General features: G+C 62.6%; 15 protein-coding genes. 5 read left to right on the forward strand and 10 right to left on the reverse strand.

What is annotated here, in order from left to right:
- Positions 1-4 precede the first annotated feature (4 nt).
- Positions 5-1,072 (forward strand): sn-glycerol-3-phosphate ABC transporter ATP-binding protein UgpC, encoded by a 1,068-nt coding sequence (ugpC, locus tag EOA16_RS28270; protein WP_127261080.1) that lies wholly within the window; start codon positions 5-7, stop codon positions 1,070-1,072.
- A 316-nt stretch (positions 1,073-1,388) separates the two neighbouring features.
- Here the strand turns inward: ugpC and EOA16_RS32945 are convergent, their stop codons facing one another.
- The 9 genes from EOA16_RS32945 to EOA16_RS28320 form a co-directional block, all read right to left on the reverse strand.
- A complete protein-coding gene (locus EOA16_RS32945) occupies positions 1,389-1,598 on the reverse strand; it encodes a hypothetical protein (RefSeq protein WP_127261081.1) in 210 nt (69 codons plus the stop codon).
- A gap of 593 nt (positions 1,599-2,191) precedes the next feature.
- Positions 2,192-2,359 carry a 50S ribosomal protein L33 gene (rpmG, locus tag EOA16_RS28285; RefSeq protein ID WP_006201775.1) on the reverse strand — a complete coding sequence of 56 codons (168 nt, stop codon included), beginning with the start codon at positions 2,357-2,359 and terminating at the stop codon, positions 2,192-2,194.
- Between the two features lie 153 nt (positions 2,360-2,512).
- Entirely contained in the window at positions 2,513-2,971 is a 459-nt protein-coding gene (locus tag EOA16_RS28290; protein ID WP_024503577.1) for a hypothetical protein, read from the reverse strand.
- A gap of 111 nt (positions 2,972-3,082) precedes the next feature.
- Positions 3,083-4,261, reverse strand: a complete 1,179-nt coding sequence (locus EOA16_RS28295; protein WP_127261083.1) for an MFS transporter — start codon at positions 4,259-4,261, stop codon at positions 3,083-3,085.
- A 75-nt stretch (positions 4,262-4,336) separates the two neighbouring features.
- Positions 4,337-5,077, reverse strand: a complete 741-nt coding sequence (locus tag EOA16_RS28300; RefSeq protein ID WP_127261084.1) for an NUDIX hydrolase — start codon at positions 5,075-5,077, stop codon at positions 4,337-4,339.
- 86 nt (positions 5,078-5,163) lie between these two features.
- A complete protein-coding gene (locus EOA16_RS28305) occupies positions 5,164-5,610 on the reverse strand; it encodes a DUF983 domain-containing protein (RefSeq protein ID WP_127261085.1) in 447 nt (148 codons plus the stop codon).
- Positions 5,610-7,916: a ribonuclease R gene (gene rnr, locus EOA16_RS28310; protein ID WP_127261086.1), complete on the reverse strand. Its 2,307-nt coding sequence runs from the start codon at positions 7,914-7,916 to the stop codon at positions 5,610-5,612. The genes EOA16_RS28305 and rnr overlap by 1 nt, the downstream gene beginning before the upstream one ends.
- A gap of 6 nt (positions 7,917-7,922) precedes the next feature.
- Positions 7,923-10,559, reverse strand: a complete 2,637-nt coding sequence (gene topA / locus EOA16_RS28315; RefSeq protein WP_127261087.1) for a type I DNA topoisomerase — start codon at positions 10,557-10,559, stop codon at positions 7,923-7,925.
- 359 nt (positions 10,560-10,918) lie between these two features.
- The gene (locus tag EOA16_RS28320) at positions 10,919-11,296 is read right to left on the reverse strand and encodes a hypothetical protein (protein WP_127261088.1); all 378 of its coding nucleotides are present in this window, start codon (positions 11,294-11,296) and stop codon (positions 10,919-10,921) included.
- Positions 11,297-11,482: 186 nt separating this feature from the next.
- Here EOA16_RS28320 and EOA16_RS28325 point away from each other — a divergent pair, with 186 nt between their 5' ends.
- From EOA16_RS28325 to glmS, 4 genes are all read left to right on the forward strand, one after another.
- Positions 11,483-12,229: a cytochrome c biogenesis CcdA family protein gene (locus tag EOA16_RS28325; protein ID WP_127261089.1), complete on the forward strand. Its 747-nt coding sequence runs from the start codon at positions 11,483-11,485 to the stop codon at positions 12,227-12,229.
- A gap of 81 nt (positions 12,230-12,310) precedes the next feature.
- The gene (locus EOA16_RS28330; protein WP_127261090.1) at positions 12,311-12,748 is read left to right on the forward strand and encodes a nuclear transport factor 2 family protein; all 438 of its coding nucleotides are present in this window, start codon (positions 12,311-12,313) and stop codon (positions 12,746-12,748) included.
- A gap of 132 nt (positions 12,749-12,880) precedes the next feature.
- Complete coding sequence (gene glmU, locus EOA16_RS28335) at positions 12,881-14,239, forward strand: bifunctional UDP-N-acetylglucosamine diphosphorylase/glucosamine-1-phosphate N-acetyltransferase GlmU (protein WP_127261091.1); 1,359 nt, start codon at positions 12,881-12,883, stop codon at positions 14,237-14,239.
- 174 nt (positions 14,240-14,413) lie between these two features.
- The gene (glmS, locus tag EOA16_RS28340) at positions 14,414-16,237 is read left to right on the forward strand and encodes a glutamine--fructose-6-phosphate transaminase (isomerizing) (protein WP_127261092.1); all 1,824 of its coding nucleotides are present in this window, start codon (positions 14,414-14,416) and stop codon (positions 16,235-16,237) included.
- Between the two features lie 127 nt (positions 16,238-16,364).
- Here the strand turns inward: glmS and EOA16_RS28345 are convergent, their stop codons facing one another.
- Positions 16,365-16,652, reverse strand: a complete 288-nt coding sequence (locus tag EOA16_RS28345; protein WP_127261093.1) for a GIY-YIG nuclease family protein — start codon at positions 16,650-16,652, stop codon at positions 16,365-16,367.

Below are 16,652 nucleotides of genomic sequence, written 5' to 3' on the forward strand. Positions count from 1 at the left end.
ATCGATGGCCTCTGTTACGCTCGAAAAGGTCCGCAAGGACTATGGTGCCGTCCGCGTCCTGCACGCGGTCGACCTTGAAATCGCCGATGGCGAGTTCGTCGTCCTGGTTGGGCCGTCAGGCTGCGGCAAGTCCACGCTTTTGCGCATGATCGCCGGGCTGGAGGAGGCTTCCGGCGGCGAGATCCGTATCGGCGAGCGGCTGGTCAACGACGTAGCACCCAAGGACCGCGACATTGCCATGGTGTTCCAGTCCTACGCGCTCTATCCGCATATGGACGTGTCGAAGAACATGGGCTTCAGCCTGCTCCTGAAGAAGGCGGAGAAGACGACGATCGACGCGAGGGTGGACGGTGCGGCCAAGCGGCTCGGGCTCGACACGTTCCTGCAACGCCTGCCGCGGCAACTGTCCGGCGGCCAGCGTCAGCGCGTCGCCATGGGCCGGGCGATCGTGCGCGATCCCAAGGTCTTCCTGTTCGACGAGCCGCTGTCGAACCTCGACGCCAAGCTGCGCGTCCATATGCGCGCCGAGATCAAGGCGCTGCACCAGCAGCTGAAGACGACGTCGGTTTATGTCACGCACGACCAGATCGAGGCGATGACCATGGCCGACCGGATCGTCGTCATGCATGACGGGCTGATCCAGCAGGTCGGCGCACCGCTCGATCTCTATGATCGGCCGGCCAACATGTTCGTCGCCGGTTTCATCGGTTCACCCGGCATGAATTTCCTTCCGGCGACGGTTCGCAAGGGCGGTACCCCGGAGGTCGTACTGACTGATGGCCAGGCGCTGAGGCTGCCGGAAGGCCTGCCGCTCAAGGATGGTGACGCCATCGCTGTCGGTTTGCGGCCCGAGCATATCGAGTTGGCGGATGACGGCGCGTTGAAGGCCGAGGTGGGTGTGGTGGAGCCGCTCGGGCTTTCGACGCAGTTCTACGTCAAGCTGGCCAGCCAGCAGTTGTGTGTCTTTGCCATGGGCCGTGCCGGCGTGAAGCCCGGCGACGAGGTACGGTTGGCGGCCGAACCACACCAGCTGCATCTGTTCGATCCGAAGAGCGGTGAGCGCATCGGCTGAGGGGACCGAGCCAGGGCGGATGCGGGCAGCCAGGATCAGGCGCCGCTATCGGGCGGGAATACACGGTAACGCTACATTTCAATTGGATAAAATAGCGGAACGTCCAAGAGACATTTCCGGAACCTAACAGGACCACTCGGACCTCTGCGTGTAAAACACAAGACTTTAGTCCCGCCGTCTTCTCAAAAGAACGGAGGTTATTTCGCCACGAACTAGGCCGCCGTCGGAGCTAGTCAACACCGACGACGGCACCTGCAATATGGGTGAGTGGGTTGTGTGCGGATATGGTGTGATCGCGGAAGGTGATTGTAGATCGCTAACCGCGAGGGCTTCTTCTAGACAGCGGCGAGCTATCCAACGGGTTCTCAGCCGACTTGGCCGATCGCCGCTCCTTCAGCCACAGGGACTTCTTTCTCCTTGCCAGGTTCTCGTCTCGAACGCTGTCTTCGGCGGTCACTCCGCCATGCATCGCGGCAATCACGTAGTCGGCTCTGTTGGTTCGAAAGTCGCCTTTTTGTACGGACATCGTTTTCTCCCAGTGCGAGGCATTTCCCCCCTTTTTGCCTGACGCTGAAACTAACTGCCTATCCGTGGTGCAAGTCTACCAATCGGCGATTGTATTAAAACGATACACTCAGCAGGTATGGTGATGGCGATCGCACGAGAGGAGCCCATTCTGGCAGGGCTTCTTCATTGACCCGGTTGTGACCCTTGCGAGGGTGCCGCGGCGGGAGGGGCCGGAGCCTGCGGTGCGGGTTCCGTGGAAGGCGGGGCGGAGGTGTCAGGCTGAGGTGAAGGCTGTGCGGCCTCTTCCTCAGTCAGAACCTGGTCAGTCCTGGCCTTGATTTCATCGGCCGTCTGCTGGCTTATCAGCCCGTTGCTGACGGCGAATCCGGCAGCCAGAGCGACAAGGGCTGCAATGATTGCAGCTTTCAACTTCTTCGACATCCATAGGCGCCTTGTTCATGACACCCAACCCACGGCCAAGGGTGCCGCAACCATGGCGAAGGGTCAATCCTTTGGCTGGAGTCTCTGCTGGGATGCAACGAAACCAATCGGCTACAAACGAAAAACGCCGCCCATTGGGCGGCGTTTCGGCATTGCAGCGGAAAACCCAGATTACTTGATCTTGGTTTCCTTGAATTCGACGTGCTTCTTGGCGACCGGGTCGTACTTGCGGAACGACAGCTTGTCGGTCTTGGTGCGGCTGTTCTTGCTGGTCACGTAGAAGAAACCGGTGTCGGCGGTCGACAGAAGCTTGATCTTGATGTTTGCGGCTTTGGCCATGATATCAGTCCGTTTGTTCGTGGGGTTTTGGCCGCTGGAGCACGGGGAAACACCCGGACGCGGGAAACTTGGCGCGACACATAAAGAACGCGCCCGGAAAGTCAAGCCCGGTAGGCCTTGTGCGACCCGCCTGAGCCGGCTGGTGACGGGAAATCATGCGGTCTCCGTCGCCGATGCCGCAACCTTCTTCCAGTCTCCGGTCGTGTTCCACCAGCGATTCGGATTGGCGCGGTCGTCCAGCCCCTTGGAACGGCTGGCGAGAATCGGTTGAATGCGGATCACCGGTTCCTGGTAGGAATGTGCCTGGAAAATCGCCTCGACGACACGGGCGGCCAGCGCCTGATCGTCCGGCAGTTCGAAGGAAACCTCGACCGTGCCGGGCCGCCGCCTCAATTCGGTTTCGGCGCCGGCGGCCGCACCGTCAAGCGGCCTGTAGCGTTCGATGCCGTGCGCCGACTGATAGGCATTGCGGTCATATTTGCCCATGGCCAGCGGCGCAATCGCCACCACAGCATCCATGATGCGGTCGACGTCGGCGGCCGGAGCCTGGAAGGTCACGAGCAGAAGCAGTGTCATTCGTAGCGATGTGGTTTCAAAGCCGCTGTCGATCATGGAAGTGTCCTCAAGTGTTTTGGGACACCTTTTTAGCCCTGTGCTCCTGACACGGTTCTGTCAGCAGCCTGTCACCGTGCCGTGCCAAATGCATGGCTGGTCGCGGTCGCGCTACAGCAGGATCTTGCGAACCAACCTGACGGCGACCAAAGCGATATAGGCGGCGAAGAACAGGCCGAGCGACCAGCCGAAGCCGGACGGGCCGAACGCATCCATGCCGATGCCGATCGCCTGCGGGCCGAGCACCATGCCGACGCCGTAGCACAGCACGAAGGCGGCGTTGGCCGACGCCAGTTCATGGCCGGAAAGCTGCGAGCCGAGATGGGCAAGGCCGATCGTGTACATGGCAGCGACGACGCCGCCCCAGACGAACAGAAGCGCGGCCATCAAATGCCAGTTCTGGGCGAAGAAGGGCATGAAGACGGTGCCCATAAGACCGACCGTCGCGCAGGCAATCAGCAGGTAGCGGCGGTCGCTGACGCGGTCGCTGATCATGCCGATCGGGATCTGCAGCAGCACGTTGCCAAGACCGATCATGGTCAGGAGAAGGGCTGCGTCGGCTTCGGAATAGCCGATGCGGCTGCCATAGATCGGGAACAGCGCAAAGCCGCCGGTTTCCACCGCGCCGAACACCAGCACGGCAGCGGTCGCCGACGGCACCAGCCAGATGTAGCGCAGGAAATTGCTGGTCTCGCCGTCGGAGGCGATCGTCGGGCTCTCGTTGCGCGCCGCCAGCACCGGTATGGCGGCCAGCGTCACCAGAGCGATGATGACGCCGAACGGCCTGAAGCCGGAACTGCCGAGATGGGCGAATAGCCACGGTCCGGCGGCAAAGCCGAGCGACAGGACAGTGGCGTAAATGCCCAGCACAAGGCCGCGCCGGTGTGGTGGCGCCGAGGTGCTGATCCAGAATTCGGACAGGATGAACAGCACCGTCAGCGCGATGTGCAGGACGATGCGCAGTGGAAACCACATCCAGAAGTCGGGTGCGAAATGGAAGCCGACAAAGGCCAGCGCGCCGGCGGCGATCATGGCAATCATCGTCCAGGCGACGCCGAAGCGCATGGCGAGCGGCGTGGCGAGCGGCGCGCCGGCGATCGAGGCGAGGCCGGCGACGGCGGTGTTGAGGCCGATCATCGAAGCCGAATGGCCGCGCGTTTCGAGGATGACGCTGAGCAGCGGCATGCCGAGGCCGATGGCGATGCCGACGACGCTGATCGACGAGATCGCCGCCACCATCGGCAGCCAGTGTACGCGTTCGTCGCCCTGTGGTTGGGTATCGACCGTCATGGGATGCTGAATACTCTGTCTTTTTGATCTTACGCAATTCAGGACGGAAATCCGTCACACTTTCCTAGAATTGCTCTACAGAAGTTCGCGGGTGAAGCGGTTGCTGATAAGCCGGTAGAAGGGCACCGGGCCGCCTGGACGCAACAGTGGATCATGGGCGAGGCGCTTTTCCAGCTCGTCCAGGATCATTCGGGTGATGTCGGGTATGTCGGCCTCCCTGGCCTTGGCAAGCGGCAACCAGACCAGCTCTTCCAGTTCGTTGGTCGGACCGCCACCGGGCAGTTCGACCGCGACGTCGTCACGCCAGGCGCTGAAGAAGCGGGTGTCGAAGCGGCGCACCCGGTTGGGCGGCGTGATGGCGCGCGCGATGAAGCGCAGCATGTCCAGCGAGGGTTGCACGCCGTGTTCGGCAAAGCCCTGCCAATCGGGCCTGGGTGTGGCGAAGGCGCCTTTGCGGCCGATCAGCAATCCGGCTTCCTCATAGGTCTCGCGGATGGCGGACAGGGCGATGGCGCGGGCCCGTGCGGCGCTTGTGCGGCCCGGCCCGGCGATCAGCCGGGCCTCCTGCTCCGGGTGCAATGCGGCGGCGACCGGGATGCGGCTGTCGGCCGGATCGGTGCGGCCGCCGGGAAAGACGAACTTGCCCGGCATGAAGGCGTGGCCGGCATGGCGGCGGCCCATCAGAACCAGCACGTCATCGCCCTTGCGGTCGAGCAGGATCAGGGTTGCCGCATCGCGCGGGCGAATTGGCCGGTCGCTATGAGCGATCATGCTCCGCTCGATCTTGTCGACTTCCGCCTTGGTCATACCGTCCATGCGCAGGACCTAGCGGAAACTTCTGGCAAGCGAAAGTGGCCTTTCACGGTCGGTATGTTGCGCCAGGCCACATTCTTGGCTGCAGCTCAGGCTCCTGGATGCGGTTCGATCACGTCGTGTTCGCCGCCGAAGCCGTGCATATAGAAGGCCCATTGCAGTCCTATGACGGCGCCCTTGACCGGCTGCAATAGCGCGACCGACAGAAGGATGGTCAGCGGCACCCAGATGGCGATGTGCTGCCATGTGGACAGAGTGGAGGTCGCCTCGACGCCCATGAAGGCGCCGAGCACGATGTGACCGACGATGACGATGACGAGATAGGCAGGCAGGTCGTCGGCGCGGTGGTGATGCAGTTCCTCACCGCAGACACTGCATGTGTCGACGGTCTTGGTGAAGGCGCGAAACAGCTTGCCTTCGCCGCAATTCGGGCAACGGCCGAGCAGGCCGCGCTTCATCGCCGTCCACAGCGGGCGGGCAGCCCGGCCCGAGTGATGTTCTCCGCCGAAAACCTGTTCTTCCGTGACTGTTCTCATCATCGTCTCCTGCCGCGCGGACCCGATCGCGTTTGCGACGCGCGGGCGCGGCCCTTGGCCTTGTGAAACGACCGCTTGGAGCCCGGCAAAGGCTTCGGGTCGGTCAACATCTCGAAGCGCATCGCGCCGGCCATCGGCGCCACCTCGACGAGCCGGACCTCGACGCGATCCGCGAGCTGATAGCCTTTGCCCGAGCGTTCTCCGAACAGGGAGCGGGCCGTTTCGTCGTATATATAGTAATCGCCGCCCAGAGTTGACACCGGGATGAAACCATCCGCGCCGTACTGCGGCAATTGGACAAATAGTCCTGATTTGGTGACGCCGGAGATGCGGGCATCGAACCGGTCATCGACGCGTTCGGCGAGATAGGCGGCGATCAGACGGTCGACCGTGTCCCGCTCGGCCGCCATTGCGCGGCGTTCCGTGCCGGAGATCAGCACGGCGACATCTTCGAGCCGTGCCGCTTCGTCCTGCGTCAGCCCGCCCGGACCCAGTCCGAGTGCGGCAATAAGTCCGCGATGCACGATCAAATCGGCATAGCGGCGGATCGGCGAGGTGAAATGGGCGTAGCGGCGGAGGTTGAGACCGAAATGGCCGATGTTCTTTGGCGAGTATTCGGCTTGGCTCTGCGAGCGCAGAACCACTTCGTTTACCAGGCCTTCATTGTCGGCGCCGCGCACGCGCTCCAAAATGCCGTTGAACTGGCTTGGCTGCATCTGCGCGCCGCGCGCAAGTGACAGGCCCAATGTCTGCAGGAACTCGCGCAGCGATTCCTGCTTGGCCAGCGATGGCGCGTCATGGATGCGATAGACCAGTTCCTGTTTCTTCGCTTCGAGCGTCTCGGCCGCCGCGACATTGGCCTGGATCATAAACTCTTCGATGAGCTTGTGGGCATCGAGCCGCTCCGGCACGATAACGCGATCGACGGTGCCGTCCGGCTTGAGTACGATCTTGCGCTCCGGCAGATCGAGTTCGAGCGGCTGGCGGCCATCGCGGCCACGCTTGAGGATCGCATGGGCGTCCCACAGCGGCTTCAGCACCGTATCGAGGATCGGACCGGTCTTGTCGTCCGGCACGCCGTCGATCGCCGCCTGAGCCTGGCTGTAGGCGAGCTTTGCCGCCGACTTCATCATGACGCGATGGAAGGAGTGCCTGAGCTTGCGGCCCTCTGCCGAAAAAACCATGCGCACGGCGAGCGCCGGCCGGTCCTGGCCCTCACGCAGCGAGCAGAGATCGTTGGAGATGCGCTCGGGCAGCATCGGTACCACGCGATCGGGGAAATAGACCGAATTGCCGCGCTTCAGCGCTTCGCGATCGAGCGCCGTGCCATAGCGCACATAGGCGGCGACATCGGCGATGGCCACGGTGGCGACGACGCCGCCCGGATTCTTTTCGTCGAGATCCGGCGTGGCGAAGACGGCATCGTCATGGTCCTTGGCGTCGGCCGGATCGATGGTGACCAGCGGCAGGTCGCGCCAGTCCTCGCGATGGTCAAGCGTCGCCGGTTTGACGGCTTCGGATTCGGCGATGACGTCGGCCGGGAAGATATGCGGAATGTCATGCGCGTGGATGGCGATCATCGAGATCGCCTTTTCGCTGGTCAGCGAACCCAGTACGTTGAGCACCTTGGCTCTCGGCAGCCCATAGCGGGAGGCCCGTGCGGGCTCGACCTCGACCAGGTCGCCGTTCCTGGCGCCGTTCTGGAATTCCTTGTCGACGATCAGTTCGGGCTGACGCCGTTCCACCGGTTCGATGCGGAAGGTGCCGTCCTGCAGGATGCGAAAGACACCGAGCACGGCATCGGTACGCTTCTCGAAGATCTTCATCACCCGCCCGGTGTAGGCCGGGCCGGTCGCTTCGTTGGTCGGAAAGGTCTTGGCCAGCACGCGGTCGCCGATGCCGGGCGCCGGGCCGCTGCCGCCACGCGATACGCGGATCGACACGACGGGCGGCTCACCCGTGCCCACGACCTCGGCCGGGTGCGCCAGCAAAATGCCATCGCCGTCACGGCCGAAGATGTCGAGCACGGCGACATGGGGCAGGGCGCCGACGCGGGCCAGTTGCTTGCGCTCCTTGGTCAGGACGCCTTCGTCCTGCAGGTCGCGCAAAATGTCCTTCAGCCAGATGCGGTCGTCGCCGCGCAGCGCGAACGCCTTGGCAATGTCACGTTTTCCCGCGCGATCGGGATTTTCGGCGATGTAGCGCAGGATTTCGTCACGCGACGGCCGATAGTCGTCCTTGACCTTGGCCCTGGTGTCGGCGGTGCGCGGATCGCCGTGGGTTCTGCCGGTGATCTTGCGCGCCACGCCGTCCTACCCTTTTTTCTTCGCTGCCGGCTTCTTGGCTGCCGTTTTCTTGGCCGCCACTTTCTTGGTTGCCGGGGCCTTGGCCGCGGCCGCCTTGCGGAACGGCTTCTTGCCGCCGCCGCCCTTGGCTTCTTTCTCGGCAATCAGCGCCAGCGCGTCCTCGATGGTCACCGACTGCGGATCCCTGCCCTTGGGCAGGGTGGCATTGACCTTGCCGAAATTCACATAGGGCCCGTATTTGCCGTCGCGCACGACGATCTTGCCACCGCCATCGGGATGGTCGCCAAGCTCCTTGAGCGCAGCGGCCGTGCCGCCATTGCGGCCGCCCTTGCCCTTCAGCTGCTTCTCGGCGATCACCGAGACGGCGCGGTTGAGGCCGATCGAGAACACGTCCTCGATGCTCTCGAGATTGGCATAGGTGCCGTCATGCAGCACGAACGGACCGTAGCGGCCGAGCCCGGCCGAGATCATCTTGGCCGTTTCCGGGTGCTGGCCGACATCGCGCGGCAATGACAGCAGCGCCAGCGCCTTCTCGTGGTCGATCGACTCTGCCGTCCAGCCTTTGGGCAGGCTGGAGCGCTTGGCTTCCTTGCCGTCGCCACGCTGCAGATAGGGTCCGAAGCGGCCGCTGCGCAGCGTGATTTCCTCTGACGTGTAGGGGTCCTTGCCGATCACCTTGGTGCCGTCTTCGCCGCCGCCATTCTCGCCATTGGGGTTGGCGGCGTCGCCGAGTTGGCGGGTGAAGGAGCATTCGGGATAGTTCGAGCAGCCGACGAAAGCGCCGAACTTGCCGAGCTTCAGCGACAGATTGCCGGTGCCGCATTTCGGGCAGATGCGCGGATTGGATCCGTCCTCCCGCGTCGGGAACACCAGCGGCGCCAGTTCTTCATTCAGCGCGTCGAGCACGTCGGTGACGCGCAGTTCCTTGATGTCGGCGACGGCACCGGAAAAATCCTTCCAGAAATCGCGCAGCACGTCCTTCCAGGCGAGCTTGCCGTCCGAGATCTCGTCGAGCTTTTCCTCGAGGGACGCGGTGAAGTCGTACTCGATATAGCGCTTGAAGAAGCTTTCGAGGAAGGCGGACAGCAGCCGGCCCTTGGCCTGCGGCACCAGCCGGCGCTTGTCGATCGTGACATAGTCGCGGTCCTCGAGCGTCTTCAGGATCGCTGTGTAGGTGGAAGGCCGGCCGATGCCGAGCTCTTCCAGCTTCTTGATCAGCGACGCTTCGGAGTAACGCGGCGGCGGCTCAGTGGTGTGCTGGGTGGCGTTGATCGCCTGGCGCGCCAGCTGTTCGCCGGCGCGGATCTCGGGCAGGCGACGATTTTCCTCGTCTTCCGCATCGTCGTCCTTCTGGTCGGTGTATGCGGCGATGAAGCCGTCGAACCGAACGACCGAACCGATGGCACGCAGCTCGGCGGTGCGCGATCCATTGACCGCCTCGATCTCGGCGGTGGTGCGCTCGATCTCGGCGGACTGCATCTGGCTGGCGATGGCGCGCTTCCAGATCAACTCATAAAGCCGCATCTGGTCGGAATCGAGATATTGCCTGACCGATGCCGGGGTGCGCATGAAATTCGTCGGGCGGATCGCTTCGTGCGCTTCCTGGGCGTTCTTGGCCTTGGCTGTATATTGGCGCGGCTTTTCCGGCAGGTATTTCGGACCGAATTCCTTGGCAATGGCATCGCGTGCGGCATCGATCGCCTCGAGTGCCATCTGCACGCCGTCGGTTCGCATATAGGTGATCAGACCGGTGGTCTCGCCGCCGATCTCCATGCCTTCATAGAGGCGTTGCGCCACCTGCATGGTGCGGCTGGCCGAGAAGCCGAGACCTGACGAGGCGGCCTGCTGCAATGTCGAGGTGGTGAAGGGCGGGCCGGGATTGCGCTTGGTCGGCTTGGCTTCCACCGACACCGCCTTGAAGGTAGCGCCTTCAAGCATCGACTTGATGTCGTCGGCCTGCGCCTTGTTGGAAATGTCGAGCTTTTGCAGCTTCTTGCGATCGAAGGCGGTCAGCCGTGCTTCGAAATTCTCGTTGCGCGGCGTGCCCAGCAGAGCAGCGATCTGCCAGTATTCCTCGCGGATGAAGCGCTCGATCTCGGATTCGCGGTCGCAGACCAGGCGCAGCGCTACCGACTGGACGCGGCCGGCCGAGCGGGCGCCCGGCAGCTTGCGCCACAGCACCGGCGACAGCGTGAAGCCGACGAGATAATCCAGCGCCCGGCGAGCCAGATAGGCATCGACCAGTGGCGCATCGATCTGGCGCGGATTGGCCATCGCCTCCAGCACCGACGATTTGGTGATGGCGTTGAAGACGACGCGGCTGACCGGCTTGTCCTTCAGCGCGCGCTTCTGCTTCAGCACTTCCAGCACATGCCAGGAAATCGCTTCGCCTTCGCGATCCGGATCGGTGGCGAGGATCAGGCCGTCAGCGTCTTTGACCGCCTTGGCGATGTCGGCGAGGCGTTTGCCAGAGGCGGTGTCGACCGCCCAGGACATGGCGAAATCCTCATCCGGACGCACCGAGCCATCCTTGGCCGGCAAATCCCTGACATGGCCGAACGAGGCCAGAACCTTGTAGTTCTTGCCGAGGTATTTGTTGATTGTCTTCGCCTTGGCCGGCGATTCGACGACGACGACGTCCATGAGGTCTCATATCAGCTGTGGTGCGGCAGAAGAATTCCGCTGCGCGCGACGAAATCTCGTTCTATTTGTCGCTCACATGGCCGCGCTTTTGCATCCGGTCAAGGGGAAGCGCCCAAATTGCGGGCCGGCCCGAAGCAATACACTCTTAGAGTGTATGGAGAAAATCACAGAATTTGGGAAAGGGAGACCGTGGCCCCGAGTCAGCGGAAACGACCCGATTCATTTTTCCGCCGAGTCGTTGAAATGCTGCCCAAACCGGGACGGGCCACATTATAACGGGCTGTTCGATGCCGGCCGCCGGGTGCATGGAGATGCCCGGCGACCAGCCCTTGTCCCGCCAGCAGGCGGGATTGGCGTGCTTAGTCGGCCTTGACGATATGCCAGACCTCGCCGACGCCGTCGCCGGTCACGTCGCCGGGCTTCTTGTCCTTTATGAAGGTGTAAACCGGCTTGCCGTCATAGGCCCACATCTTGCTGCCGTCGGTGCGGTCGACAACGGTCCATTCGTCATCCGCCTTGGCGCCGGCTTCGGCCTTCAGCGGCGGCCAGTTGGTGGCGCATTTGTCGTAGCAATTGGTCTTGCCCTTCTCGTCCTTGTCATAGGTGTAAAGCGTCATGCCGTAGGCGTCGGTGTAGATCTTGGTGCCATTGACCTCGGCTTCCTTCCACGCGTCGGCGGCGAAGGATGCGGCGGTGCTGAGCAGAAGCGCTGCCAGTCCTGCGGTTATGGTTTTCATGGAAATCTCCCTGACTGATGTCTGGAGACGCGCGGGAAATCGCGGCCTCACAGCGTCAACGCCTGCGGGCTGTCGTTTCTTCCTGGCAAGTGCGTCGGGCAACGGATGATCTTGCCAACACAATGGTGATTGGTGGACAAGGCTGCGCGTCGCTATATCGGCGTCACGGCATTGGAGTTCTTGGAAATGGCATTGGACATCGGCTATGTCAGCGCGATCGGGGCGGGAGCTATCTCGTTCCTGTCGCCTTGCGTGCTGCCGCTGGTGCCGCCCTATCTCTGCTATATGGCCGGCGTCTCGGTCGACGATTTCCGCGGCAATGCGGGTGCGACAGCGCGTGAAGGCGCACGCGGCGCGCTGCTCTATTCCTCGATCGCCTTCGTGCTCGGCTTCTCCACCGTCTTTGTCGCGCTCGGTGCCGGCGCCTCGACCATTGGCCGTCTGCTGCGTGTCTGGCAGGAGCCGCTGGCGATGGGCGCCGGTGTGCTGATCATCCTGATGGGCCTGAACTTCCTCGGCATCCTGCGCATTCCGCTGCTGTCGCGCGAGGCACGCTTCCAGTCGCAGGGCAAGCCGGCAAGCGCCGTGGCCGCCTATGTCATGGGGTTGGCCTTCGCCTTTGGCTGGACGCCCTGCATCGGCCCGGTGCTGGGGCCGATCCTGACGCTGGCCGGCGGCCGCGAAACGGTCGGCGAGGGCGCACTGCTGCTTGCCGCCTATTCGCTAGGGCTGGGCATACCGTTCCTGATCGCCGCGCTGTTTTCCGGCGCCTTCATGCGCTTCCTCGGCAAATTCCGCGTCCATCTCGGCCGCGTCGAAAAGGCCATCGGCGCGCTGCTGGTCGTCGCCGGCGTGTTTTTCCTCACCGGCGGCGTGCAGACTGTTTCGTACTGGCTGCTGGAGAATTTCCCGGTGTTGGGGCGGTTGGGGTAGGTTGCCTCGGCGGGAACGATGCACGGCAGCCCGCATTTGCAGTGCCGTTGACCAACACTTTTTCGAGCCGGGAGGTCGAGAATGGTAGCCAAGGCCGATGTGCGAAAATTCTTCAAGGCCTATGAGAAAATCTCCAATGACGCGATCGCCGACACCGTCGATCTCAACGACGTCGCGGACATGTATTCGGCCGGTTTTGTCTCGGTGACGCCGGCATCTGTCATGGTTGGCGAGAATGGCGAGCAGTTAAAGGCCATCATGACAAAGGGTTTTGACGCCTATCGTGCCCTCGGCAGCAAAAGGATGACCTGCAAGGACGTCTCTGTGACACCTGTCGACCAGGACCATTGCGTGGCTGAGGTAAACTGGTCCGGTGACTATGAACGCAAGGATGGGAGTGCCGTGACCATCGACTTTGCGGTCAACTATCTCGTCGAAAAGCGCGATGGCAAGCTGAAAGTGTTTGGCTGGATCGCTGGCGATGAACAGGCTGAATTCAGAAAACACGGCCTGATGTGAGTGCCGCCGATCTCCTGAGATCGGAACTCTTCAGCCCGTCGCCTCACTGGAATTTAACCGCATTGGTGCAGCATGGCGCCAGATGCTACCTATCTCCGATTCCCGATCCCTTTTCATATGGTTGTTCCTTCCATGAGCCAGAGATCCTGCCTGTCCGTCATTCTCGCCGCCGGCGAAGGCACGCGCATGAAGAGCGTGCTGCCGAAGGTGCTGCACCAGATTGCCGGGCTGCCGATGGTCGCCCATGTGGTCAAGGCGGCCGAAGCTGCCGGAGCCGGCAGCCAGGCGCTGGTGATCGGCCATGGCGCCGAAGAGATGCGCAAGGCGGCGGCGAAATTCGCTCCGAAGGCCGAGACCTTCGTGCAGGACAAGCGCCTCGGCACCGCGCATGCTGTATTGGCCGCACGCGATGCGATATCAAAGGGTTATGATGATATCCTGGTGATGTTCGGCGACACGCCGCTGATCGACGCGGATGCGCTCACGGTGGCGCGGCTGAAACTGGCGGAGGGTGCTGCCGTCGTCGTGATTGGCTTCCGTCCGCCCAGTCCGACGGGTTATGGCCGGCTGATCGAAAAGGACGGCAAGCTGGTTGCCATCCGCGAGGAAAAGGACTGCTCCGAGGAGGAGAGGAAAATAACCTTCTGCAATGCCGGCATGATGGCGGTTGCCGGCGCCCACGCGCTGAAGCTGCTCGACGCGGTCGGCAACAAAAATGCCAAGGGCGAGTATTACCTCACCGACATCGTCGAGATCGCCGGCGCGCGAGGCCTCGATGTCGTCGCCACCGAAGCCAGCTTCGAAAGCGCGCTCGGCATCAACAACCGCGCCGAACTGGCGCAAGCCGAGAGCATCTGGCAGGCGCGCCGGCGGTACGAGGCGATGCTGTCGGGCGTGACGCTGATTGCGCCGGAGACCGTGTACTTCTCGCACGACACCGAGATCGGCGCCGACACCATTGTCGAGCCCAATGTCTGGTTCGGTCCGGGCGTGAAGATCGCCATGGGCGCCAAGATCCATGCCTTCAGCCATATCGAAGGCGCCACCATTGCATCCAATTGCGATGTCGGGCCGTACGCGCGGCTGCGGCCGGGCGCCGATCTTAGGCAGAAGGCCAAGGTCGGCAATTTCTGCGAGGTCAAGCAGGCTGTCATCGAGGAGGGCGCCAAGGTCAACCATTTGACCTACATTGGCGACGCCCGTGTCGGCGCGGGGGCCAATATCGGCGCCGGCACCATCACCTGTAACTATGACGGCTACTCGAAATTCTTCACCGACATCGGCGAGGGCGCCTTCATCGGCTCGAATTCGTCGCTGGTGGCGCCTGTCAGCATCGGCAAGGGCGGCTACATCGCCTCTGGCAGCGTGATCACCGAAGACGTGCCTGAAGATGCGCTGGCCTTCGGCCGCGCCCGCCAGAAGACGATCCCTGGCAAGGGGAAGGAATTGCGCGAGCGCTTTGCCTCGGCGGCGGCTGCGAAGAAGAAGTAAAACCGGTCCGCAAAAAACCGAACAATTGCAGTAACCGGATTGCAAGCGCTGCCTGTCATGGTGCATCGACAGAATGAGCGTTCCGTTATACGGGACGAAATGCAATGTGATTTTCCACGGCAGCCGGCCATCCCTAAATAGCGCTGGTTTTCCGGGGAATCGGGGGCTTTCTGCATGTGCGGTATCGTTGGAATCGTTGGCCACTCGCAGGTTGCGCCGCTCATCGTCGATGCGCTGAAGCGGCTTGAATATCGCGGCTATGACTCGGCCGGCGTCGCCACCATCGAGCATGGTGAGCTTGGCCGCCGCCGCGCTGAAGGCAAGCTGGTCAACCTCGAACGCTTGCTGAAAAACGAGCCGCTCGACGGCACGATCGGCATCGGCCACACACGCTGGGCGACGCATGGCGTGCCCAACGAAACCAATGCGCATCCGCATTTTTCCGACGGCGTCGCCATCGTCCACAACGGCATCATCGAGAATTTCGCCGAACTGCGCGAGGAACTGGTCCGCGACGGCTATTCCTTCTCGTCACAGACCGACACCGAGGTCGTGGCGCATCTGGTGGCGCGGGAACTTGCCAGGGGGCTGAAGCCGGTCGAGGCCGCGCATCAGGCGCTGAAGCGGCTGGAAGGCGCCTTTGCGCTGGCGATCATGTTCAAAGGCGATGAAGACCTGATCGTCGGTGCCCGCAACGGCCCGCCTTTGGCCGTCGGCCATGGTGATGGCGAGATGTTCCTGGGCTCCGACGCCATCGCGCTCGCCCCCTTTACCAATTCGATTACCTATCTTGAAGACGGCGACTGGGCGGTGGTGCGCCGCAACGGTGTTGAGATCTTCGATATCGACGGCAAAAAGGTCGACCGCAAGCGCCAGCAGTCGCTGTCGACCAGCTTTATGGTCGACAAGGGCAACCGGCGCCATTTCATGGAGAAGGAAATCCATGAGCAGCCCGAGGTGATCTCGCATACGCTGGCGCATTATGTCGATTTCGTCTCCGGAGTTTCGAAGCCGCTCGATCTGCCCTTCGATTTCGCCAAGATTGGCCGGCTGGCGATTTCGGCCTGCGGCACCGCGTATCTGGCCGGCCTGATCGGCAAGTACTGGTTCGAGCGCTATGCACGGTTGCCGGTCGATATCGATGTCGCCTCTGAATTCCGTTATCGCGAGATGCCGCTGTCGGCTGATGACGCCGCCTTCTTCATTTCGCAGTCGGGCGAAACCGCCGACACGCTGGCCTCGCTGCGCTACTGCCGCAAGGCGGGGATGAAGATCGGCGCGATCGTCAATGTGCGCGAATCGACCATGGCGCGGGAATCCGATGTCGTGCTGCCGACGCTCGCCGGGCCGGAAATCGGCGTCGCCTCCACCAAGGCGTTCACCTGCCAGCTATCCGTCCTGGCTTCGCTGGCCGTGCGGGCTGGTGTGGCGCGGGGTACGATCTCGAAAGAACAAGAGAAGGCCCTGGTGCGCGCGCTCTCGGAAGCGCCGCGCTATGCCAACCAGGTGCTCAAGCTCGAAGAGCAGATCGAGCGGATCGCGCGCGAACTCTCGCGCTACAAGGACGTGCTCTACCTCGGCCGCGACACCAATTTCCCATTGGCCATGGAAGGCGCGCTGAAACTCAAGGAAATCTCCTACATCCATGCCGAAGGCTATGCGGCGGGCGAGCTGAAGCACGGCCCGATCGCACTGATCGACGAGAACATGCCGGTCATCGTCATCGCGCCGCACGACCGCATTTTCGAAAAAACCGTGTCGAACATGCAGGAAGTCGCGGCGCGCGGCGGCAAGATCATCCTGATCACCGACAGCAAGGGTGCGGCACTGACGAGCGTCAAGACGATGGAGACGATCGTGTTGCCGGACGTCCCGGAAATCATCTCGCCGATCATCTACGCGCTGCCGATCCAGATGCTGGCCTATTTCACCGCCGTGTTCATGGGCACCGACGTCGACCAGCCGCGCAATCTGGCGAAATCGGTGACCGTGGAGTAAGTTTTCGCCGCTGTGCCAGGCCCCTTCCTTCGTCATCCACGGGCGGAGCAGGAGCGAAGCGACTGCGCAGACCCGAGGATCCATTCCGTGAGGTTTGTGGCGGATCAAAGCAGTGCAGGATTAGGCGCTACCACCCAGTCCCGCGGAAAAGCTCGAACCACTCTGGATTTGCCTTCTCGATCAGTTCGATCTTCCATTGGCGCGGCCAGCGTTTCAGCGACTTCTCGCGCTGGATCGCATCGCGGATGTCGAAATGCTCTTCGTACCAAACCAAGCGTTCCACGCCGTACCGTCCAGTAAAGCGCGAGCCCTCGCCGGATTTGTGCTCTGGCACTCGGCGACCGAGATCGTTTGTGACACCGATATAGATGGTGCCGCGCTTCCGGCTCGCAGTCATATAGGCATAGCCCGTCAT

Origin of the sequence: Mesorhizobium sp. M7A.F.Ca.US.008.03.1.1, assembly GCF_003997495.1 — a bacterium.
Lineage (GTDB): Bacteria > Pseudomonadota > Alphaproteobacteria > Rhizobiales > Rhizobiaceae > Mesorhizobium.

Bases quoted from the DNA above. Each gene is read 5' to 3' on its own strand.
- EOA16_RS28330 (WP_127261090.1), top strand. From the start codon at position 12,311: ATGGTAGCCAAGGCCGATGTGCGAAAATTCTTCAAGGCCTATGAGAAA.
- EOA16_RS28300 (WP_127261084.1), bottom strand. From the start codon at position 5,077: ATGGACGGTATGACCAAGGCGGAAGTCGACAAGATCGAGCGGAGCATG.
- EOA16_RS28290 (WP_024503577.1), bottom strand. From the start codon at position 2,971: ATGATCGACAGCGGCTTTGAAACCACATCGCTACGAATGACACTGCTT.
- EOA16_RS28325 (WP_127261089.1), top strand. From the start codon at position 11,483: ATGGCATTGGACATCGGCTATGTCAGCGCGATCGGGGCGGGAGCTATC.
- EOA16_RS28305 (WP_127261085.1), bottom strand. From the start codon at position 5,610: ATGAGAACAGTCACGGAAGAACAGGTTTTCGGCGGAGAACATCACTCG.
- EOA16_RS28320 (WP_127261088.1), bottom strand. From the start codon at position 11,296: ATGAAAACCATAACCGCAGGACTGGCAGCGCTTCTGCTCAGCACCGCC.
- rpmG (WP_006201775.1), bottom strand. From the start codon at position 2,359: ATGGCCAAAGCCGCAAACATCAAGATCAAGCTTCTGTCGACCGCCGAC.
- topA (WP_127261087.1), bottom strand. From the start codon at position 10,559: ATGGACGTCGTCGTCGTCGAATCGCCGGCCAAGGCGAAGACAATCAAC.
- ugpC (WP_127261080.1), top strand. From the start codon at position 5: ATGGCCTCTGTTACGCTCGAAAAGGTCCGCAAGGACTATGGTGCCGTC.
- EOA16_RS28295 (WP_127261083.1), bottom strand. From the start codon at position 4,261: ATGACGGTCGATACCCAACCACAGGGCGACGAACGCGTACACTGGCTG.
- glmU (WP_127261091.1), top strand. From the start codon at position 12,881: ATGAGCCAGAGATCCTGCCTGTCCGTCATTCTCGCCGCCGGCGAAGGC.
- EOA16_RS28345 (WP_127261093.1), bottom strand. From the start codon at position 16,652: ATGACGGGCTATGCCTATATGACTGCGAGCCGGAAGCGCGGCACCATC.
- EOA16_RS32945 (WP_127261081.1), bottom strand. From the start codon at position 1,598: ATGTCCGTACAAAAAGGCGACTTTCGAACCAACAGAGCCGACTACGTG.
- glmS (WP_127261092.1), top strand. From the start codon at position 14,414: ATGTGCGGTATCGTTGGAATCGTTGGCCACTCGCAGGTTGCGCCGCTC.